We start from the raw sequence: 21,406 nt of genomic DNA, 5'->3' as shown, positions 1-21,406 counted from the left end.
TGCTCATTGATTATTCTACTAGCTTCATTTACTTACTTCATCAAAAAGTTTTTTAGCATTCTTTTCACTAATTTTAAGAACCTGATTCTCGAGTAAATGATATACATTTAACTTCTTTATAGCTGCTATATACTTGTTTCTTAATGGTAATGGCAATAAAGCCAAGTCTATTGATACTGCATAATCTTCAGACATTTTGAACTCCTAATGTAATTTTATAATAGTTGAAATACATAACCATGTAATTTATAGTCCCAATTTATCAAAAAATATCCGATTTCTATTTTTTGCATCTTTCAATAATTTCTCATATGAAATTATTTCAATGTATGAATGACTTGAAGGTTCATAACCAAAATATCCTGTCCCATCCGATGCTTTCATAAGCCATCCATAGTTTTTTCTAATAATAACTTCAAATGTTGAAGTTAAATCAGCAATAATAAAAATTTGTTTTTGAATATTTGGATTAATTGTTATAGCCATATTATCATTATCAATTATTCTGCTGTTGCTAGAAATTTCATCCAAATAATTGATGACTTGTGAAATGGGGTCTTTGCCTAAACTATAATCATTTCTTTTTGGTCTTTTAAATTCAATTAAAACCATAGTACTCATATATTCTTTATTTGGAGAATATATAAAAGGCTTGTCAAATATCAATATATCAGGTCTATCTGCACTTTTACTATCTTCTAAAAACTTCTTAAACTGTACATCTGATGCACAAAAATTGTGAAATGCTAGCCTATCATCAATAAGCCATAAATTATGTTCACTATAGTCTTTTGTTTCTATTGTTTGCATAGGATAAATAAGTTTATGAATATCATCTTCTAAACTCTTATCATCAATTTTTAGGAATTTTGCAAGCGTATCAATTATAGTCTTTCTGTAAATAACATATTCAGCAAGATTAGCACTATTTAATGCAGTTACTTTTTCTACTAATGATTTTGTATCAATTTCATTTAAAGATGAAAGATCTTTGGCTATAGATTTGATGTCTTTTTCTAATGACTGCTTAATATTAAACAGTTCTTGCTCAATTTGTTCACCTTTCATATCTTTATGAACTTTTCTTATTTGCTCTTCTGTAGCATAACGAATGATTTTAGTATATTGCGGAGCTTCTTTTTTAACATACTCGTTTAAATAATTTCTATTATCTTCTTTTTGTTGTAAAATCAAATCCCCTAATGTCTTATCAATATGCTCTATAATTCCTTGTTCTAATTTTCCAAAATCTACATTGTAATCATTAAATAAATTTGAATCAAAATCTGTTCTTTCATCATTTACTGTATCATCGAAAACTTTACCGGATACAAAAATTTGTATATATTTCTCTCCAGGCAATGATGTTTTAAGTTCAGGAATAAATTTAGATAACTTATCTTCTTTTACAACCCTATTATTTGCACAGTAAAGAATCTTGTTTTCTGAGATATTTGAATATACTTTAATTAAATTTAAATCATTATCTTGAACATTTAAACTGCTTTTTTTTGTTTCATACTTTTCTGAAAAAAGCTTATTTAAATCCAATAAAGGAGATTCTTCTTGTTCATCATAAATTGAAAATTTGATATCTCCTATTGTAAAATAATATAAACAATGTTCAATAATTTTAACTCCAATTGATTCCATTTTTTTTGCTATATGTTGTAAAAAAATATCTTTGATACCATCAAGTTTTATTATTGTATTTGTATTTTGCTCTGTCGAAGTAGCTTCATTTTCAATTTCCACGCCATCTTCAAAAGAATGATGAAATTTAAAACTCTTTTGTTTTAAAACATCAGAATCATAATAGTGTGAAGAAATATTGATTTTATCAAAAGCTTTAAGCCAAGCAAGCCTTCCAATACCTTTACCACCTTTAGCAACTTTGTTTAAGGTATCTAATTCTTTAAAAGCATCAAAATTTTTTTTGTTAAACCCTGGACCATTATCTTCAATCCAAAAACCTTTTATTTCACCAAGATCTAATTTTTTTTCTGTTGAAGACATTAAAGTATCATTTCGAAGTATAAATATTTTAATATATTTCTCATTTTGCTTTTCATCTATTAATGAATCTATTGAATTTACGATAGCTTCAAATAAAGGCAATAAAGCTTTTGATTTTGGTAATTTATACTTTCGCAATCTTCCTTCAAGATTTGAATTCATAGATTTTCCTCATTATTTTAAATAAACAAATATGCGTTCTGTTAATATTTATTTGAATTTGTAATTATATCTAAAGTACTATTCAAACTTAATTTCTATCTATTAAATAAAACTATTTTTTGAACTTTTTAAACCTATCGGTATCACTCACTTCTTTTTTTACAATTTTTTTCTTCTCTTTCTTTGTATCTGTATCTTTAGCCATTACTTTACCTTCAAGATAATCTAAAGTTTCTCTTCTTGGTAATGGTTCACTTGTATTCATAGTAACTACACATTTGATACAACCATTTAAACACTCTTCATTGTGTTTTTCATCTATAAAAAGCCTTTGTCTCGTTTTTTCTAACCAGTCATTCCATCGATTTTTTGCCAAGTCATAAACATATCCAACACCGCCTGATTGATTGTCATAAATTAATATACTCAATTTCCCATCTACTTCTTGAATGAGAGCATTAATCTCCCTCTCATCAATACCTAACTCTTCTGCACCACTTAACTGCATTGCATTTGCTAGTGTTTGAGCTATAGTAATATCTTTGATATCTCTTTTTGGAATAATCATAATGGCATCTGTAATCATTTTAGCCATCAAATTATGATTTCTCCATATAGTAGGGGAAGTTTCCAAACATATATTTGCAGATGATTCACTATAAATTGATGAATGCTTTTTAAATGATATTGGCAATTTATCATAACTGCCTGTATTGACTTTTTCTATTTCTGATTCTGTATAACCGCACTTTGTACAAATTGCAAATCCTAAGCCTTTATTTCCTCTATTAATCCCATAAATAAGTGCTTTCTCTTTATAAATGATAGAAAAATCATCATATGTGAAATTAATATCATTTTCTGAACTTGTATGAATTGCACTATGAATCTCCAATCTTCCAACTTTTTCTGGACTACCTGCTCTATAAGACAATTTATCAGATGCAGCTGTGATATATCCATGTTCAGGCATTAAATAATTTGAAGCAGGTTTAACAACACCTTTGCAACCACTCATACTACACTCGTGAACTTTGATATACGGTGATGTAAAAAAATGTCCTTTATCACAAAGATAAGTAAACCCTTTTTCACCAAATGCTTCATCTAAATTTTCACCCGTAAAGTGTTTTGAAATTCCTTTAGATTCAATCAACATACCACCTGCTAAAATCTTTGATCCTGGAGCATATTCAGACAATGCCAAAAAACTACCTCTTGATAACTCAAACATTTTAGGTGCATTAATTACTTGCAAGGTTTTTATATCTATAGGAAATCCATATTTTGGTAAAACTTGTGCATTTGAGAAAATCTCGATTAGACTTTCTCCATGTTTTTGTTTAATGTTGTATCTAACTGCATTTTTATGACTTGTATTTGTAGCAAAATTCCAATCCGAATAAAGTTCTTTTAAACTATTGATATATATTGTACTCATAGCCTGAACTTGATCAGTAAAAACTTTGATTAATTGCTGATAATCAAGAACCTTGCTCGTATGTTTAAAGATCTCATCAAATGCTTTTTTATCATCCTCAATAATCTCAAAATTAGTCAAAAACTCAATAAATTTATTATAAATAGAATTCTCATCCATTTCAAAATCTAACTTTGCATAAGGATTATCTGTATGTTTTGGTATTTCATATATACCTACAAAATATCCCATTTTTTTGAATGAATCAAAAATTAATGCATCTTTACTACTTGCATGATTTTCATAAAATTTGAATAACATTAATGAATTAAAATGTCTAGTTGCTATTTTTTCTTTCTCAAGAGATATTGTTAATTTTTTGTGAGGCTTATCTAAATAAAATTTAAAATCTCTAAATACATTTTGATCAAAATGCCTTGTTTTAGTGTAAGTAAGAATTATAGATGAGCCATCAGTTCTTCTTCCTGCTCGTCCTGACCTTTGAATATAATTTGCTTTGTTTGGAGGGACATTAGCCATTAATACACCACTTAATCCACCAATATCAATCCCCACTTCAAGTGTTGTTGTTGCAGATAATACATTTCTCTTACCTTGTATAAACAAATCTTGCAACCTCCTATTTTCTTTTTGTGCAAGTTGAGCTGAGTGTTCTTCTGCCCATAATCCCATACTAAGTTCTTTAGAAGTATTGAGATACATTTTTCTATATCTTGAGAAATATGGATCTGCATCCAAATCACTTTGTGTAACTTCTTTTAATTCAACAATACTATGTTTTTCAGGAACAACACCATTTATAGCTTCTTGCCAAATTGTTTTATTGACACTGTTCATATATAAAGTTTGAGGTATTTCAATAGATAATTCATAGAATACTATTCTAAAAGCATCAACAATTCTTCCATCATCAGTCTGAACTCTATTGTGTTCTAACCACCTAATATCATCTCTCTTTGCAGCATCTAAAAATGTTTCAAATACTGCTTCTAAAAAAGTGTATATATTCTCTTCGTTATCTTCGATTTTAAAAATTCTAAACACTGAAGCAATAAACTTATAAATAGAACTTCGACTTGTTACTTTAAAATTAAATATATTTTTATTTTTCGCATCAAAAGCAATGTATTGACCTAAGCCTATTTTTGAAGCCTCATAGTCTTTTAATTCATTAGACTGATATTCAGAAGTAATACTTTTATAATCTCTAAATATATATAGGAACTGTTTAAGTATATTAAGTTTAAAACGGTCAATAATCTCTTTTTCTTCATTAAAAATATTGTTAAACTTATCAGACAAAACAATAGACTCGATTCCTGGATAAGTAAGTTTTATTAGCCCCAAACTTTCAAGGTTTATATCTTTTATATTTGGGGTAATCAATGCCTCTACAATTCTGTTATAGATATTTTTTTTAATCGCTTCTTGATTTTTATCAAATGACAACTGCTCTCGCTCTTCAGCTAATTGCTCTTTCATCCTTTCTCTATCAAAAAACTCTCCAATTAGAAGATGTTTTTTAAGATTATCAACTAAATCAGCAATTGAAAACCCTGAACTCATTTTTGATAATTCTACTTTTGCTTCATTAATTTTTTCTACAAGCTTTTGCTTTACTATTGGGTTATCTATATTTGATAGCTTTAGTTCATTTTCTTTGATCTCATTTTGATAATATTCTCTTAGATCATTATCTTGATTTTTAAAAATATTATTTTGTATTGTTTCTACTATTAACCTTCTAAATAGTTGTGTTTCATGTTGCATCGTTAAAAGTGGCCCAAGTCTAGCTGCTTCACTTCTACTATCTGAAAATGTTAAAAGTCTTCTTCCACGAGCAGGTAAGAAAACATTTACCTCTTTATCTATTTCGGGCATATTAACAAGCATTGTTTCTGATACCAATGGAATTAAAAACTGATCGCTTACGCTTAGCCCATAAAATTCTTCATTTGAACACACAGGACATACAGAATGTTTATAAAATTTATTGTTGTAATCATGTTCTGAACATTTTTTACCATCTTTACTGATGTAGATTTCTTCACTTGACTCTTTAAAACTCAATATATGGCTATTTTCACTTTTAGTATCATCTTTAAAGAACCTCTCTAAATATAAAGTATCTTTGTAATTAAATTTACCATGATAAAAATGCTCACTACACTCTGAACATCTCACAAGATTTAAAGTAGGACTTTGACATGTTGTACAGTTATAAAAAGTTCCATGATGAATTTTACCTAGACCCTTAATTTTAGAATCAGGACAATTTGGATTTGAGCAAACTGAAAAACCTTGAGAACTCCTTACTTGTAAATGCAATTTATGTGGAAGTAATGGCAGCTCATTGTCATTCAAACGAGCTTTTGCTCCAATTGTAAAAATATTTAATAAAGTTTTTGGGTCAATACTTGAAGAGACTAACTTTAATAACTCACTAAATTGAATTGTGTATTTTTCAGATAATATTTTTAATATTTTAGGAAATACCCTATACCCTTTAAATTCATTGTATAAATCTAAATTAGGCTCTGTCATCATAGAAGATATATCTATAAACTGCTCTATTTCATTATCAACATTGATATTTGCGTCTATCTCTTTAAACTCTTTTTCTCCAGATACTCTTAGAATATTATCTTTATTAAAAAATTTACTAAAAAAATCCTGTTGTTCTTGCTTATCATCTGAAATTGTTGCAGTTGTTGCGATATATAATATCTTTGAATTATCAACTTTTGCCTTAGTAGTTACTCTTCTTAAAAGCAAAGACACTTCAGCAGCTAAAGTACCCGTATATAAGTGGGCTTCATCTACTACTATAGTTCTCAGTGCATTACCAATTAGAGGAAAATCATTTGGTCTTGCTAATATATACTCAAGCATAGAATAGTTAGTAATCATAATATCAGGAGGATTTTCTCTTGCTTCTTTTCTTGTTTTTATGAAGCATTTATCGTCAAACTCATCAGTCGCATATTTTTTTGATTCAGGAGTTTCACTGTTATAAAAGAACATACTTACATTTGATTGTCCTTTTAGGTATGAAAATAACCTTTTATTTTGATCTGCAACTAGTGCATTCATCGGATATAGAATAATAGCTCTAACACCTTTTTCATCGGATTTTCTTGGATTAGAAACTAAATCGTTAAGCATTGGAAGTAAAAATGATTCTGTTTTACCTGAACCAGTTGGTGCAGTAACAACAATTGCAGGTTTATTATTACTATCCATCTCATTAACAATTTTAAGAGTTTCAAATTGATGCTTAAACGGATAAAAATTTGGATTAAATACTTTATTTAAGTCAAGCAAATCTAAAAACTTTTTATTCAAAAATGGAATGTTTCTTAAAATATCATCATGTTTTTTTGCTGAAAATGCTCCTTCTACAAGTATTTCAGATATTAAGCCATCATTAGATTTGATTATTTCACTTAACTCATTTTGGAGTTCTTCGTCTCTTACATTAATGCTGCTTAAAACTATCTCTTCAAGTCTATTTTTCAAATTATTCGATAGTTCAATTGCATCTAAATATTTAGCCATTTAATTTCTCCAATGCTTTTTTTAAATAATATGGACCATTGATGTAGTGCATAGCAACTTTTAAATTATGTTTTTGTGGACCACTTAATGTTGTAGTGTCAAATAGATTGTTAATTATCAATTCTATAAAACTTTCATCTCTCTCATCCTCAAGTTCTGCATCATTAACAAGATTATAAAAGTAATATTTGAGTTTATTTGAACCACACGATAATAAAAGTTTAAATAAAATGATAGGAGTATCAAGCATCAGTCTTTCTTGCTTGTTAAGAATTATTCTTTGTAAAATTCTTTCACTAACTTCTGCATCTATTTTTAAACTAAATAGTACATGTTCTATCAAAAGATTAATCTTTGAGAAATCTAATCTCAATAAATTTTCATTTATGATGATTCGATCATTATAAAAAATGGAGAAAAACTCTTCTATGTTATGCATTATAAATTTTCTTAAAAAATTTGTATGTGATTGCTTAGATAAAAATGGATAGTTTGAGACTAATAAATTTTTAATAACTTCTGTATTTGTATAGTCATTAAAACTATCTAAAAAACTATTATCATATGAACTATCAACTACACTATTACCCTGAATAACAAGGACTGAAACCAATTCATTGTCAAAACATATCTCATGATTGTTTGCACTCTCTAGTAACTGTTGATGTGGAAATTCATGTTCTTTTAGATTTTGGTCTAAAAGTATTAATTTACATTGTTGTGGTAACTCTCTATGGATAAAAATTTCATTCTTTTTTTCTTGATTTATTGAAATATATTCATCACTATTTCTATAATCAAAAACACTTATCAATGGGGAATTAAATAAATGCTCTGCAATAAAAATAGTTTCTCCAAATCCATCAAATTTCGCAAAATTTATAATTTTATTTGGTCTAATTGTTTGATAAAAACTAGATTTATTTTTAATGTAGAATTGCTCAGTTCTGCTAAAATCACTAAGATAGTATCTATATCTTTTTAAATCGGACTTTGTTAAATAGCCTGTTCTATCAACTAGTTTAACAGTTGCATCACTTCCCATTTGAAATAATCTATATTGATTTTGTTTTTCAAAGAAGTTACAATAAACTACCTTTTTAAATACCCTATTTTTATATTTAATAAGTAGTGTATGCTTTGGAGAAGTAATCATTTCAGGATACAATTTACTTTTTATTGAGCTGTTATTTTCAATATCATCACTATCTGAATAACCACCCAAATATGACCATTTTATAATTTTAGCTTCTGAAGGCAATGTCTTTAAATCAACTTCTTCTGTTTTAGAATCAATTTGCATAATTTTTAATTCAAAAGTATATTCATTATTTAATATAAATGAAGGATTAGCCGTTGTATATAAAACTAATTGATCTATGAATTCAGGTTTTTCAACATTTTCTGTAAAATTTAACTCAAATAATATTTCTTCATTGTATGTAATTTTACAGTTATCTTTGTATCCAATAAATGGAACTAGTGTAGCATATCCGTCAAAATACTCCCTTTGAAAATCATCATTAAAATCGCAATCTAAATCAGAATCCATCAAGATATGATATTTTTTATGAGCATTTAATTTTTTGAATATATTTTGATAGATATTTCCATCTTCATCAAACAATACCATCTGTTCACTAAAATCAAATAGCACTATTTCTGTAGCAAATACTACATCATCATCTTCATTTCTTAGTTCTAAATCTATCTGATTTGTAGCGAGATTAAAAATAGTAATTGGCGATTCTAATATAAGCTCTTTGGAATTATTAGCAATCAAAACACCTTTATATTCATCGTCTATATAAATTTCATATCTAAATCCGCTCAAATTTAGTGAATAAAGGTCTTGTGCATTAATTGTAAAACTTAGTCCATCGTCTGAATAATTAATTTTTTCAAGATAAAACACAGGTAAATCTTCATCTTGAGTAATCATTAATTGCTTTTTAGCTCTTTGTTTAGCTGCTTTTAGTAATTCATCTAAATTGAGATGTTTAAACCAAATGTTTTGAGTTAAAATATTTTTTGCTTGGTCATTTGATAAAATGTTATCTCTAAATCTTCTTAAAACTCTCCATCCATCATTAAACTCTTTTGAGTAATTTTGAGAATCTACATCTAACAATTCTGAAACAATAACCGGTAGGTTGTAATTTGATAGCCAAAGTTTTAAATGATCGAAGCTCTTATTTAAAAGCCCTATTTGTAACAATATAGTATTTCTTACATATTGCTGCTCATCTTTTGCATCAAAATTATTTCTAAGATGAAATAGATTACATGCATACTCTATTGACTCTTTTAAAAAGAAATTTGGATAATTTTGACTTGTAAAATATGAATCTAAAAAATGTCTTGTAACTGAAGAATAATGTTCCAAGTCACTTGTAATAGCTTTCCAAAGTGATGAATAACTAAGTTTTGATTCAAGCTTATAAATTACGTAAGTTAAAAACACTAATCCAACAAATGCTTTTTTTGTGTGAGTTAGCTTACCTGGTTCTCCTCTAAAATGGAAAAATAACTCCTCAATTTCATTTATATCATTTACAGTTAAATCTAACTCTATTATCGATTTAAAGCTACTTTCATTGTTAAGAAATAGCAATATTTTAGTTATTGTTGCATTGCGTTGATACTCTTTTATTAGTTGATCTAAAGTAAAACTAACAACTGTTGTATGCTCATGAACTTCTTTATTTGAATGTTTTTCATGAATTATGTGTTTTTGTTCTGCCACTTCATCAATTGTATTTCCTAACCAATCACTCCAATTTGTCCATCCATCATTTTTATATACATATTGTGGTGATTTTGGTAAATCCATAGGTCTTAATGGCAAATTTTCGATTCTATTATCTATATATGCTTTCCATTCATCATATGATGATAATTTTAAAGAGTGAACATACTCCTTTGCATCTTCATATGACAACCATGTATCGTCAACTTCACCATGAGTTGTTCTTCTCTTTCTCTCAGTGCCTAGCCAATCAGACATATCAATCCAACCGTTATCTTCATAAACTCTTTTGGGATCTGTTGGAATATCAAGAGGTTTAGATTCATAGCCATTTAGTTCATTTTTACAATATAATCGCCATTCAACTTGTCCATTTAAACCTAAATTTCTAACAAATTCTCTAGCTTCCTCAAAGTTTTTCCAATCTGTACCTATCCAATCTTTTATTCCGTTCCACTGTTCAGCATAAATTTTTTGTGGATTCCAAGGAATATTATCAGGTTTTACTAACCCATCTATTTTCCCTTGATAATATCTTTGCCATTGTTCAGCATTTACTAAATTTAAACTTCTTACAAAGTCTCTTGCCTCTTCAAATGGTAAATATTCTATTTCAATATTTTCACTTATCCAATCACTCCAACTTATCCATCCATCATTTCTATAAACTATATCAGGATTAGAAGGTATAAAATCAGGGCGTCTTTCCTTTCCTTCTAATGTACCATTTGACCATTTTTTCCAAGCTCTAGTGTTTTCTAAATTTTGATTTCTAACATAATTTCTTGCTTCATCAAATGATAAATACTTAGATAAATTACTCATACTAACCCCTCTGCAACTTTTTTTAACTCAGTATTTAACATATCTATCATAGTTTTATATGAATGTAATTCATTTGTATTTAATTGATAAGCCCATATAGACTTTGGAACATCAGTCCATATCATTGCTCTACTAATTTCATTAAAAATATTGTTTAAATTAAACTTTATTTCCTCATTTGAATACAATAATTTGGTATATTTTGGAAATTGACAATAAAAGAATTTTTGGTAATCATTTAAAATAAATTTCGCTAAATCTTCAAAGTAATTTTCTGTAGTTTCTAAATTCTCAGTATGTTTTATTGAAGCGATTAGCAATAATGAAGGATGAAGATTCGACCAGTAGCTAGATAAAATACCAACCAACTTAGGATATTGAGCAATATTTTGGAAATCTTGATGTAAATGTCTTGCAGCACTATGAATGGCTTGATCTATTAAAACAGAAAAAAAGAAGCTAAAAAGAAAAAATTGCTTTTTCTGAATTCTATTGAATTCATCTCTTACTACACCATAATGGTCCGGTGCAGACATATCATCAACTAAACTAACAATCGAAATCCTCTCTTTTGCGAATTCATGAGAATTCATTAAGTTAATTAAATCCTTTGAAAACTGCTGTTGATAGTATTCAACAATAGACATATTCTACACTCCTAAATCATATCTCAAATATTCCATATTCTTAATTGAAATTGTATAATAAATAAATTACCAAACTTTATCACTCAAACCTTTTGAGATACAAATCAATGTTGTTTTTAACCTCAATTTTTAGCTCATCAGGAGTGATTATTCCAACAAAAGGTATGTATCTTTGTATCGTAGGAATTATCTCCATCAAGTCTGTTATGATGATTTCAAGTTCAAGTGAACCATGATCATATTTTTTGATAACTCTTTGAGTAGGATTAAGAGGTTTTCGTAAAAAATACCGTGACACGGTTGCATCTATAAATAGTTCTACAGTTATTGGTTCATTCTCAGGTTTATAGTAAGCTGTAATAGCATTGTCAAATGTTTTTACTATCTCTTTATCAAACTTGTAGTTTGCATTTAATACTTCAATCTTTTTGATAGTGTTAAGGTGAAATGTTTTTATCTTTTTATCTTGAGGTTCAAAAACTATTAAATACCAATATCCTTCAAGATTTAAGATTTTAAGAGGGTATATTTCTCTATATTTATTATTATAAAAACATTTAACAATGTTTTTATTCTCGATAGCATTTTCTAATTGTATTAATTCATTTTGAAACTTATCTATTTTTTCAACAGAAGATTTAGAGTAAAGTTGATTAGATAGTTCTTTTTCAAATTTAAAAAATAGTTTATCAACATTAGCTTTTAAATCATGATCACTATATTTATCAGTAGATTTATTTTTTAATACAGCAATAATTGCTAACTCTTTTGAGTTAAAAAGAGTTTTAGATAAAAAATTGTTTTTAGCTTTATATGTTTTTGAAGAGTAATCATAATAGATTGTTTCATTAGGTAGTAAAGGAAGAATAAAATCTTTAAAATCAGTTTGAATGATTTTTTTAGAAATATTAAATCTTTCAACAAGACTAGGTGTTGAAAGATTATATCCTTGATTTAACAAATCTAATATAGCTTTTATTCTTTCTACTCTATTGTTTAAGTTCATATAATTATATTAGCTAATAGTTGTAAGATTTATGTAAGATTTTTATTTTTCATCACAAAATAAAATTATATTTTTATACAAATTTACTCTATACCTGAAAATAACATTGTACACTTGATTGTCTCATTTGGAATATCTTCATTTATAGATGATTCAAAAATCAGATCACAATCTTCAGTTAAAGCATCGACTAAAATCATTGAATCTTTAAAACTATTAGCATTCACTGTAGAATTAAACTCAACTTTAACCAATAAACCTTTTGCAACAGATGTTTCATTAGTATAATCATCAGCTAATATTTGCCACATATTTTCATTAACACTAAAAAATCTTACTTCACTTTTTATTTTTCCAGTTTTAGAAAGAATTACTTGATAATCCTCTTCATTAAGATCATTGTTTTTATTTTCCATTTTTTAATCCTTGTGATAAGTTTATAAATAAATTGTAGCACGAGTGATTTACTTAAGTTGGTGATTTATATATCTGTATAAACTTATATCTCTTTGAAAGTTTATAATATGTGCTTCTACTCTGCCCTACTCTCACTATTAAATTTTTTTCTATAAGGCTATTAAGTGTCTCTTTTGTTTTTTGTTTCGCTATATCCCGTAAGATTTAGTGTTTTTTTGTAATCTTTTCATTGTCAAGAAGATATATTAAAATCTTTTTATCTTCTATTTGCAATCGGTCGTAATCAGCCACAATCGGTCGTAATCGGTCGGAAAGATATTTTGTTCTTCAACATTTAATATTTTTTCTTTTGAAATTTTTGGCTGTATAAACTCTATTATTTAAAATAAACATTAACACATAAATTGAGAAATTTATATATATTATATAAAAAAAAATTTATTTAATTATTGAGAATATCGATAAAATAGAGGTTCTATATTTTTAAAAATGTATTTTTGCCCTACTTTTCTCATTTTAGGTGCTAATTCCTTTTGTTTTATACATTTTTAATAACTTCTGAAAAAAGTTATTAAAAAGACTTCTTTAATAAGTCTTTAATAGTCTTTAAGAGCTAGTGTACTATGGGTGTATTTTGATGTACTATGGGTGTAAAATTTGTTGTTTTTAGTGTACTTTGGGTGGAACATAGGTGTACTATGGGTGTATTTGATGTACTATGGGTGTATTTTTTAGTGTACTAGCCCTAAAATAGGCATTTTTCTTCAAGTAAGATAAAAAATCCTTATTTTTTTTGATGTACTATGGGTGTAAAAATTTGTTTAAGAAAAAATTTTCTTGCTCTAAAATAATGTACTATGGGTGTATTTGATGTACTATGGGTGTAACTTGATGTACTATGGGTGTAAACAAATGTTGGCAAATAGGCACTTTATAACTAGAAAGGAGTATAAAACTCCCCTAAAATGGGCACTTGAATTATAATAAAAAAAATATAATTCAGTTTGAACTTCATTAAACAGCTTATGTACTTTGGGTGTAAACGAATGTTGAGAAATAGGTACTTCACAAATAAAAAAATTCTGATTTGTCCTAAAATTCGTATCTTGAATTATATTTTTTTTAATATTATTCAATTTTGATTTTGTTGAATAGCTTATGTACTTTGGGTGTAAACAAATGTTGGCAAATAGGCACTTTATAACTAGAAAGGAGTATAAAACTCCCCTAAAATGGGCACTTGAATTATAATAAAAAAAATATAATTCAGTTTGAACTTCATTAAACAGCTTATGTACTTTGGGTGTAAACGAATGTTGAGAAATAGGTACTTCACAAATAAAAAAATTCTGATTTGTCCTAAAATTCGTATCTTGAATTATATTTTTTTTAATATTATTCAATTTTGATTTTGTTGAATAGCTTATGTACTTTGGGTGTAAACAAATGTTGGCAAATAGGCACTTTATAACTAGAAAGGAGTATAAAACTCCCCTAAAATGGGCACTTGAATTATAATAAAAAAAATATAATTCAGTTTGAACTTCATTAAACAGCTTATGTACTTTGGGTGTAAACAAATCTCTATAAATAGGTAGTTCAATAATTAAAAATATATTTCAGATAGAAATTTTTTACCTTGAATTATATTTTTTTTAATATTTTTGAAGTTGTTTTTTAGTTAAAAATATTTTTTTAATATTTTTGGTTTTAAGTAATTTTAGTTTTAAAAAAAGATAATCACTTAAAAAAATAGTAAAATTATCAAAAAATATGATATATTTTGAGTCATTTTAAAAAAAATATGTTAAAATCACTAAAACATATTGTCCGTTCTACGGACAGAAAATAAAGGTAGATAATGTCAATTGAAAATATATCTTCTGTAGAATATCTAAGTAAACAAAAATATAGTGAGTTCGCTGGTATATCTGAAACAAAAATTAAACAACTTTTAGATGAAGGAAAATTACCACATTTTCAATCTACAAAAAAGTATTACATTCCAAGTTGTTTAAGAGATACTTTAGAACTAGTTGAAGCAAAAAAAGAGCTTGCTCCTGGTTGTATTGTTATATCAATAGGAAATCATAAAGGTGGAGTATTAAAAACTACTAATACTCAAAATATTAGTGCAACTTTGGCATTTTATGGATACAAAGTTCTTTTGATTGATGCTGATCCACAAGGAAATGCTACAAAAGGGTTTGGAATTTTTCAAAATCAATATGATTTAGTTGAAAATAATACTATACAACTGATGTTGAACATAAAAGAAGATTTATCAGATGTTGAATTTGAAAAAAATATTAGAGAATCAATTGTAAATGTACAAAGACCAGAAATTACAGGAAAGTTAGATATTTTACCAAACGATCCAAAAATGATTGACAAAATTAGATACTTAGATGATTTAGCAAATACAGAAGATAGTTTAGAATATATATTATCATTTATCAAAAATGATTATGATTTTATAATAATTGATACTCCTCCAAGAACAGATACAATATTAAGAACTTGTTTAATGGCAAGTGACTATTTCATTATTTCATTAAAACCAGAGCCCTACTCTTCAATTGGAGTACCTGATGTTTTTGCTCCAATTAAAGCAATAAGTAGAAGCTATCGAATGAGAAAAAATAAAGATTTATTTGTATTAGGTGGTATTGTTGGAGATATTGGAACTTCATCACTTCATAAAGCAATAATAGAGCAAGATAATTTAAATCTTATGCAAATAACAAACAATACTGCAAAAATATTTGATACTCAAATATCTCACTATGAAAAAGTTGGAGAATCGCAATTAGGTTTAGGCGCAATGATTTTTACAGATTTTAAACATGATTCAACTAAAGCTTATATGCTTTTAACAAATGAAATAGTTACAAAAATATTAGAAAAAGAAGCATTAAAAGAACAATAAAAATATTTTGTCCGTTCTCCGGACAGTAAAAAGAGGAATTTATGAGTAACCAAAACAAACCTTTATCTAAGTTGGAACAAATTAAATTAGCAGCAGCTGCACAATCAAATAAAAACATTGCACAAGCAAATGTAAAAGAGAGTAGATTGAAAGTTTCTGAAATAAAATTAAACCCTTTTCAACCTAGAAAATATTTTGATGAGCAAAAATTAAATGATTTAGCAGAATCAATAAAACAAAATGGCCTAATTCAAGCTATTACAGTTGCACAAATAAATGATGAACTGATTTTAATAGCAGGAGAGAGAAGATTAAGAGCTCACCAAATAGCAGGATTAGAATATATAGATGCAAATCTTTTATACAATATAACAGATGAAAAATTAAGAGAATTATCTTTAATAGAAAATTTACAAAGAGAAGATTTAACACTGATTGAGGAAGCGAATGCTTTTAAAAAATTAAATGAAGAGTACAATAAAAGTTATAGAGATATAGCTGCACTAAGTGGAAAATCAAAAACAACAATTGCAGATATAATTAATCTGAGTAATTTTTCCGAAGAATGCCAATTGTTAATTCAAGAGAATAAACTAAAAAATACAGCTATATTAAACAATATTTTAAAGTGCCCTACTCTAGAACATTATGAATTGATTTTAAGATTAATCGAAAATGATTTAACACACAAAGAGATAAAAGATAAACTTCAAGAGTTCACAGAAAATAAAAATAAAGAAAATAGTAAAAAAAATAAAACTCAAAAAATAAAAACTTATCCATTTGAATTACCACTTATTACAGGTGTTGATATAGAAAGTAAAAAAAATAAGCTAAAAATAGAGATTGATATGAGTGTTTTTAAATTAGATGATTCTAAAAATATAGAAGAGTATATTAAAAAAATCATATTAAGTAATAGTAACTAGAAGTAGGGCATATGTTTAATAAATTAGATTTAACTTTTATAGATAGTATGGAGAGAGGGATTCTCTCTACAATTTTATTTGATAATAATACTATCAAAGATGTAAAAGAAAATATATTTTCAAATCAACAATATAAAAATATATTTGATGTTATGCAAGAGTTAAATAAAAATAATTTCCCAATTAATGAAGAAGCAATAGTTGCAAAGCTAGGGAATAGCTATGAACAAACATTAATAAATATCATAACAACTAATCCACTAACTCAAATAAAATCTATTTACAATGAATTACAAGAAAATAATTATAAAATATTTTTGCAGGATCAATTAAGAAAGATAGCTAGTTCAGATTCAAATAGTATTGATAAAATAAATGAACTACAAGATTTAATAATAAGAAGTAGAGATTTTAAAAGACAAGAACTATTTAATCTTGTAGATTTTTCAAATGTAAAAGAAAAAACACCAAACTTTCTATTAGAAGATGTTTTGCCAATTCAAGAAAATGAGATAAATATCATAAGTGCTGCTGGTGGAAGTGGAAAAAGTTATCTTTCATTATATTTAGCTTTGAACTACATTTCAAAATATAAAGAGAATAGGGCATTTTTATGGCTAAGTGAAGATGAAATAGGGGTATCAAAAAAAAGAGCACTAAGTCTTTGTAAAGTCCATCATAATTTAACTATTAATCAAAGAATTTCTGTTTTAGGAAAAGAGACGCAAGTATTTCATTTTGTTGATAAAAATTTGAATATTAATACAAAATTTGAAGAAATGAAACAGCAATTAAAAGATTTTTCATTAATTGTGATAGATCCACTTATAGCTTTCTTTGGTGCTGATGAAAATTCAAATGCAGATGCAAGATTTTTTATGAGTTTATTAAATAAATGGTGTGTAGACGAGAATAAAACAATTATTTTAATACACCATCATTCAAAGGCAAGTGGAACAAGTAAAACTACTGCAAGAGGAGCAAGTGCTTTTATTGATGCTTGTAGAATGCATTATGTGATTGAAAAAGTTGAAAATGATTCAAGAAGTAGAAAAGTAGTTATAGATAAGACAAATCATTTTTCTAATGACAAAAAAGATTATATTATTAAGCTTTTTGATGTAAAAGTTGAAGTTATTCCTTACAAAGAAACTGAAAAAAGAGTGCCTAAAAAATATTCAGTACCACTGCTTGGGGATATTGAAGCAACAGAAGTAGATGAATTATGATAAAAGTTTTACAAATATACAACAAGGGAAAATCATGGCTGTACAAAAAAATGATGAAATAAAACCAAAATTTATTAAGAAGATGGTACCTAAAGAAAAAGTAGGTTTTTTACCTGATGAGAGTCAAATTCAATACAGCCTCTTTGATACAAAACAAAAGATAAATGAATCAACAGCGACTCTTATGGATTTAAGAGTTAGTCCATTTATGCCTGTTGATAAAATATCTCATAATAGTGCTCTAGCTAAAGAGTTTGTTGCAAATAAAAATATTTTAAGAAGAGAAACAGCTTTTGGAACTGTAGAAATTAGAAATAGGCTACTTACACAGTATCATAAAATGATATTAGATTGTATAATGATTAATAATATTGCAAGATCAGTTCTTTATAAAGGAAATATAGCTATTTATTTTAGTATATATGAAATTGCCCAAAAGTTGGGATTGGAATGGAGTGGTAAAACTCAAAAAAACATTCAAGAAGCAATAGAATATATAAAAGACGTTGTAATTGTAAGAAGCGATAATAATGGTTCAGGAGTAAGCTCTAGCTACAATATTATTCAAGAGATGAAATATAGTTCAAAAGAACAATCATATGTTATTATTTTATCTTCATTATATTCAGAATATTTTAATAAAACAATGTCAATAAATTATAATAAACGATTTGATGATTTGATCAGTATAAGAGGCAAGGGTAGTGCATTTATTAGGTCAATAATTGAGTTTTTTATTACTCATGATGCTAGTGCTGATAATATTCAAAGAATAAAGTTAATGCAGCTTCTTGAAACTATAAATTATCCATGTGAAACACCAAGGCAAGTAACATCTGCTAAACAATATTTAAAAGAGTATGAAAAAGAACTCGCAAAATTTCATATCAAATACTATCCAGGTTCTCAGGTATTTGAATATTGTGGAACAACAGATATTAGGTTTATTCCACCACTTGAAGGATTAGTAGAATAAAAAAATAGATTTTCATATCAGGGACTGGAAAAACCCTTGATTGTTTTTCGTTTTTATTGGAAAAATATTTTATTAAATAAATACTATAAAATTGAATTGTTATATTTGTAAATAATTTTTAATCAACCTTAGTCTAAATATAAAATTTGAAAATAAATAGATGATATTCAAATCTCTGAATCAAATGAGATAAACTCTTCAATTCTCTTAATTTTTGTTTTCTCCCATTGTGAAATAGGGTCTTCTTGATTCCATTTCTCAAACATTATTTTTTCTTGTTTTGAGATTTTAAAATTATATTTATTTGACATATAAAAATAGATTCTAGCAATATCTCCTCTAATCTCTTTTTTTGGATAAGCTATTTTATTTTTAGAATCAACTTCAAATTCACATTTTCCATATTGCTGTTTTTTTGGTAATTTATCACCAAATTTATAATTGCTTCTATCGTTGTTAATTTCTCCTATAGCAGGAACAAGATTGTACATATCAGATTCCATAGCTCTAAAAGTGTTATCTTTATTACAAGCTTTTCTTCCACCATCTTTCCAACAAGGTAAATTTTGTGCAAGAACTTGAATTGGCACTACATGTTCCCATTCAACAACTTTTGATCTTTCATTATTACTATTTGCAAAAAAGTTAAAAAAAGAGCTATTTTTTGGGGAATAATATTTTTTATCTTCAATAATAACTGTTCTCTGTTTACCTTTTATCTGCTTTATTTCATAAGGATTTCCACAATAAAAAGTAAATTGGTTATCAAAATATACTTTTTTTAATAGGATTTTTTTAGTTTTTGAATATGAATTTGCATTTAGATTTGATAATGAAATAAAATATATCATAAGCAATAAACTAAATATTTTTAAATTATGAGTTGTCATTATTACTTCTATACTTTTTTAATATTAAATCAGTTGTTGTTAATATATCTTTTTTATTTAAAATCTCTTGTGATTTTTTAGGTAAGATAATTTCTTCTTTTTCTATAATCTTATCTTTCGATGCAGTTTTAATAGATTTGATTAACAAAATATTATATAAAATAATAAAACTCACAATTAACCATTTCCCTAATAATAAATAAAGTAAAGTGCTTGTATCTTCTAATTCAAATATTTTTATTAAATCATCATATATTCCAAATATTAACCATATTAAAACAATAGAAGCTAATAGTGAAATAATTTGAGTTTTAAACTTTTTCCAAATAAAAAGATAAGTTCCAGTTTTAAATAAAAAATTCATCATATTTTATATCCCTAAAAGCATATCTAAACCAATAAAAGCCAATAAACCTTGTGCAGTTTTTTTTGCATAATCTGCTTTTATATCCTTTGATAAATCACTAATCATTGATTCATAATCATCATTTTGAATTTGTTCAACACTTAAACCTTTTTCTTCTATTTTTTCATTTACTTCTTTAATAGCTTTTTCTCTTATATGTGATTCATAAGTATCATCAACTTTATCAATCCCACTTTTAATAGATTCAATAGCATTATTTAAAATATCTTCTGGTCTCATAATTTTTTCCTATTTAAGATTTTTTATTAGGTAATGTTAGAGCTTTAATTTTTTCTTCTAAAGCCAATTGTCTTTGTTCTTGTTTGTATTCATGGATACTTTGTGCTATTTCATTTGAAATTTCTTTTTTTACTTGCCAAGCAACACCTAAAACAGTTGGTGTATTTTTTATAATAAATTTGCCAACACACCATGTAAAAATTGATAAACATTTTGTAATTGTCCAAACTTGACCAGCAGTTGATTTCTTAGATTTTCCCTTTAAAATTAGTTCTAACTCTTTTGTGTTCATAGCAAAATTCTTTTATATTAATCCACCAGTCAAAAGACTGATTCCAATACCAACTGCAATTCCAGCAGCAACTTTTTTACCATCATTTTTTATAATCTCAATTTCTAATAAAAGTAACTCTTCAAATTTCTCATTCTCTAAGTCATTTTTATTAATTCCTTGTTCATTTAGCTTTTTAATTAAAGAGCTTTTAGCCATATTTCTTACACCTTGGTTTAATTCAGTTTGGATTGAATCTAGCATTTTGTTTCCTTTTTGTTTATATTTTATATTGAAATACTATTATTAAAAATGTACACATTTTGTCTATTTAATTTAATCTCTTTTTGGAATAATTGTAATAATCGCATTATGTTTATGAACCACATAAAATTGATTCTCAAACCCTGGTAATGCAAAACTTTTTGCAACACTTGTTGGAACTACATTTTTTAAAACTTTTGTTAGATATGCATTTGCTAATTCTAAATCTTTATTTGTAAATTCAGTTTTTCCAATAACTCTTTCTAAAAACCTTTTTGCAGCGTGTAATGTGATAATCATTTTATTCTCCTTGATTGTTTTGATAGGAGAATTATAAAGAGATATATAGACATATATTGTCTAAATAAATAGGATTAAAAATACAAGGAATAAATAAGTAAAGACAAAATATGACTAAATGGATTGATAAAATAATTTCACATTTTAAAAG

General features: G+C 26.5%; 17 protein-coding genes. 4 read left to right on the top strand and 13 right to left on the bottom strand.

The genetic code is table 11. The features are described 5' to 3' along the window. Positions 1 to 24: 24 nt before the first annotated feature. The 7 genes from ACBT_RS00870 to ACBT_RS00840 all read right to left on the bottom strand — a co-directional run bounded on the left by ACBT_RS00870 (position 25) and on the right by ACBT_RS00840 (position 12,820). Positions 25 to 195: a hypothetical protein gene (locus tag ACBT_RS00870; RefSeq protein ID WP_176325346.1), complete on the bottom strand. Its 171-nt coding sequence runs from the start codon at positions 193 to 195 to the stop codon at positions 25 to 27. Positions 196 to 246: 51 nt separating this feature from the next. Continuing rightward, positions 247 to 2,178 carry a Shedu immune nuclease family protein gene (locus ACBT_RS00865; protein ID WP_176325345.1) on the bottom strand — a complete coding sequence of 644 codons (1,932 nt, stop codon included), beginning with the start codon at positions 2,176 to 2,178 and terminating at the stop codon, positions 247 to 249. A gap of 112 nt (positions 2,179 to 2,290) precedes the next feature. Then, positions 2,291 to 7,177 (bottom strand): DEAD/DEAH box helicase, encoded by a 4,887-nt coding sequence (locus ACBT_RS00860; protein ID WP_176325344.1) that lies wholly within the window; start codon positions 7,175 to 7,177, stop codon positions 2,291 to 2,293. Then, positions 7,170 to 10,751: a hypothetical protein gene (locus ACBT_RS00855; RefSeq protein WP_176325343.1), complete on the bottom strand. Its 3,582-nt coding sequence runs from the start codon at positions 10,749 to 10,751 to the stop codon at positions 7,170 to 7,172. Before ACBT_RS00855 ends, ACBT_RS00860 begins: the two co-directional genes overlap by 8 nt. Further along, the gene (locus ACBT_RS00850) at positions 10,748 to 11,398 is read right to left on the bottom strand and encodes a hypothetical protein (protein ID WP_176325342.1); all 651 of its coding nucleotides are present in this window, start codon (positions 11,396 to 11,398) and stop codon (positions 10,748 to 10,750) included. Before ACBT_RS00850 ends, ACBT_RS00855 begins: the two co-directional genes overlap by 4 nt. Positions 11,399 to 11,477: 79 nt before the next feature. Next, the gene (locus tag ACBT_RS00845) at positions 11,478 to 12,404 is read right to left on the bottom strand and encodes a helix-turn-helix transcriptional regulator (RefSeq protein WP_176325341.1); all 927 of its coding nucleotides are present in this window, start codon (positions 12,402 to 12,404) and stop codon (positions 11,478 to 11,480) included. An 83-nt stretch (positions 12,405 to 12,487) separates the two neighbouring features. Continuing rightward, on the bottom strand, positions 12,488 to 12,820 hold the full coding sequence (locus tag ACBT_RS00840) for a hypothetical protein (protein WP_176325340.1): 333 nt from the start codon (positions 12,818 to 12,820) through the stop codon (positions 12,488 to 12,490). Positions 12,821 to 14,682: 1,862 nt separating this feature from the next. Here ACBT_RS00840 and ACBT_RS00835 point away from each other — a divergent pair. The 4 genes from ACBT_RS00835 to ACBT_RS00820 are packed head-to-tail and all read left to right on the top strand — an operon-like array spanning position 14,683 to position 18,884. Next, a complete protein-coding gene (locus tag ACBT_RS00835) occupies positions 14,683 to 15,750 on the top strand; it encodes a ParA family protein (RefSeq protein ID WP_176325339.1) in 1,068 nt (355 codons plus the stop codon). Between the two features lie 41 nt (positions 15,751 to 15,791). Beyond that, complete coding sequence (locus ACBT_RS00830; RefSeq protein ID WP_176325338.1) at positions 15,792 to 16,679, top strand: ParB/RepB/Spo0J family partition protein; 888 nt, start codon at positions 15,792 to 15,794, stop codon at positions 16,677 to 16,679. 11 nt (positions 16,680 to 16,690) lie between these two features. Next, a complete protein-coding gene (locus ACBT_RS00825; RefSeq protein ID WP_176325337.1) occupies positions 16,691 to 17,908 on the top strand; it encodes an AAA family ATPase in 1,218 nt (405 codons plus the stop codon). Beyond that, the gene (locus ACBT_RS00820; RefSeq protein ID WP_176325336.1) at positions 17,898 to 18,884 is read left to right on the top strand and encodes a BTB/POZ domain-containing protein; all 987 of its coding nucleotides are present in this window, start codon (positions 17,898 to 17,900) and stop codon (positions 18,882 to 18,884) included. The genes ACBT_RS00825 and ACBT_RS00820 overlap by 11 nt, the downstream gene beginning before the upstream one ends. Before the next feature lie 167 nt (positions 18,885 to 19,051). On the opposite strand, the gene ACBT_RS00815 is transcribed toward ACBT_RS00820, so the two are convergent. From ACBT_RS00815 to ACBT_RS00790, 6 genes are all read right to left on the bottom strand, one after another. After that, positions 19,052 to 19,774: an endonuclease gene (locus ACBT_RS00815; RefSeq protein ID WP_176325335.1), complete on the bottom strand. Its 723-nt coding sequence runs from the start codon at positions 19,772 to 19,774 to the stop codon at positions 19,052 to 19,054. Then, positions 19,761 to 20,141 (bottom strand): hypothetical protein, encoded by a 381-nt coding sequence (locus ACBT_RS00810; protein WP_176325334.1) that lies wholly within the window; start codon positions 20,139 to 20,141, stop codon positions 19,761 to 19,763. Before ACBT_RS00810 ends, ACBT_RS00815 begins: the two co-directional genes overlap by 14 nt. A gap of 3 nt (positions 20,142 to 20,144) precedes the next feature. Further along, positions 20,145 to 20,420 (bottom strand): hypothetical protein, encoded by a 276-nt coding sequence (locus ACBT_RS00805; RefSeq protein ID WP_176325333.1) that lies wholly within the window; start codon positions 20,418 to 20,420, stop codon positions 20,145 to 20,147. Between the two features lie 13 nt (positions 20,421 to 20,433). Next, entirely contained in the window at positions 20,434 to 20,712 is a 279-nt protein-coding gene (locus ACBT_RS00800; protein ID WP_176325332.1) for a hypothetical protein, read from the bottom strand. 12 nt (positions 20,713 to 20,724) lie between these two features. Further along, entirely contained in the window at positions 20,725 to 20,955 is a 231-nt protein-coding gene (locus tag ACBT_RS00795) for a hypothetical protein (RefSeq protein WP_176325331.1), read from the bottom strand. Between the two features lie 72 nt (positions 20,956 to 21,027). Beyond that, positions 21,028 to 21,255, bottom strand: a complete 228-nt coding sequence (locus ACBT_RS00790; RefSeq protein WP_176325330.1) for a hypothetical protein — start codon at positions 21,253 to 21,255, stop codon at positions 21,028 to 21,030. Positions 21,256 to 21,406: the final 151 nt, after the last annotated feature.

It is taken from the genome of Aliarcobacter cibarius (assembly GCF_013372265.1).
Classification (GTDB): domain Bacteria; phylum Campylobacterota; class Campylobacteria; order Campylobacterales; family Arcobacteraceae; genus Aliarcobacter; species Aliarcobacter cibarius.
Note: the sequence above shows the minus strand (reverse complement) of the source record. Positions and strands in the feature narration are given on the sequence as shown.

Bases quoted from the DNA above. Each gene is read 5' to 3' on its own strand.
- ACBT_RS00870 (WP_176325346.1), bottom strand. From the start codon at position 195: ATGTCTGAAGATTATGCAGTATCAATAGACTTGGCTTTATTGCCATTA.
- ACBT_RS00865 (WP_176325345.1), bottom strand. From the start codon at position 2,178: ATGAATTCAAATCTTGAAGGAAGATTGCGAAAGTATAAATTACCAAAA.
- ACBT_RS00860 (WP_176325344.1), bottom strand. From the start codon at position 7,177: ATGGCTAAATATTTAGATGCAATTGAACTATCGAATAATTTGAAAAAT.
- ACBT_RS00855 (WP_176325343.1), bottom strand. From the start codon at position 10,751: ATGAGTAATTTATCTAAGTATTTATCATTTGATGAAGCAAGAAATTAT.
- ACBT_RS00850 (WP_176325342.1), bottom strand. From the start codon at position 11,398: ATGTCTATTGTTGAATACTATCAACAGCAGTTTTCAAAGGATTTAATT.
- ACBT_RS00845 (WP_176325341.1), bottom strand. From the start codon at position 12,404: ATGAACTTAAACAATAGAGTAGAAAGAATAAAAGCTATATTAGATTTG.
- ACBT_RS00840 (WP_176325340.1), bottom strand. From the start codon at position 12,820: ATGGAAAATAAAAACAATGATCTTAATGAAGAGGATTATCAAGTAATT.
- ACBT_RS00835 (WP_176325339.1), top strand. From the start codon at position 14,683: ATGTCAATTGAAAATATATCTTCTGTAGAATATCTAAGTAAACAAAAA.
- ACBT_RS00830 (WP_176325338.1), top strand. From the start codon at position 15,792: ATGAGTAACCAAAACAAACCTTTATCTAAGTTGGAACAAATTAAATTA.
- ACBT_RS00825 (WP_176325337.1), top strand. From the start codon at position 16,691: ATGTTTAATAAATTAGATTTAACTTTTATAGATAGTATGGAGAGAGGG.
- ACBT_RS00820 (WP_176325336.1), top strand. From the start codon at position 17,898: ATGAATTATGATAAAAGTTTTACAAATATACAACAAGGGAAAATCATG.
- ACBT_RS00815 (WP_176325335.1), bottom strand. From the start codon at position 19,774: ATGACAACTCATAATTTAAAAATATTTAGTTTATTGCTTATGATATAT.
- ACBT_RS00810 (WP_176325334.1), bottom strand. From the start codon at position 20,141: ATGATGAATTTTTTATTTAAAACTGGAACTTATCTTTTTATTTGGAAA.
- ACBT_RS00805 (WP_176325333.1), bottom strand. From the start codon at position 20,420: ATGAGACCAGAAGATATTTTAAATAATGCTATTGAATCTATTAAAAGT.
- ACBT_RS00800 (WP_176325332.1), bottom strand. From the start codon at position 20,712: ATGAACACAAAAGAGTTAGAACTAATTTTAAAGGGAAAATCTAAGAAA.
- ACBT_RS00795 (WP_176325331.1), bottom strand. From the start codon at position 20,955: ATGCTAGATTCAATCCAAACTGAATTAAACCAAGGTGTAAGAAATATG.
- ACBT_RS00790 (WP_176325330.1), bottom strand. From the start codon at position 21,255: ATGATTATCACATTACACGCTGCAAAAAGGTTTTTAGAAAGAGTTATT.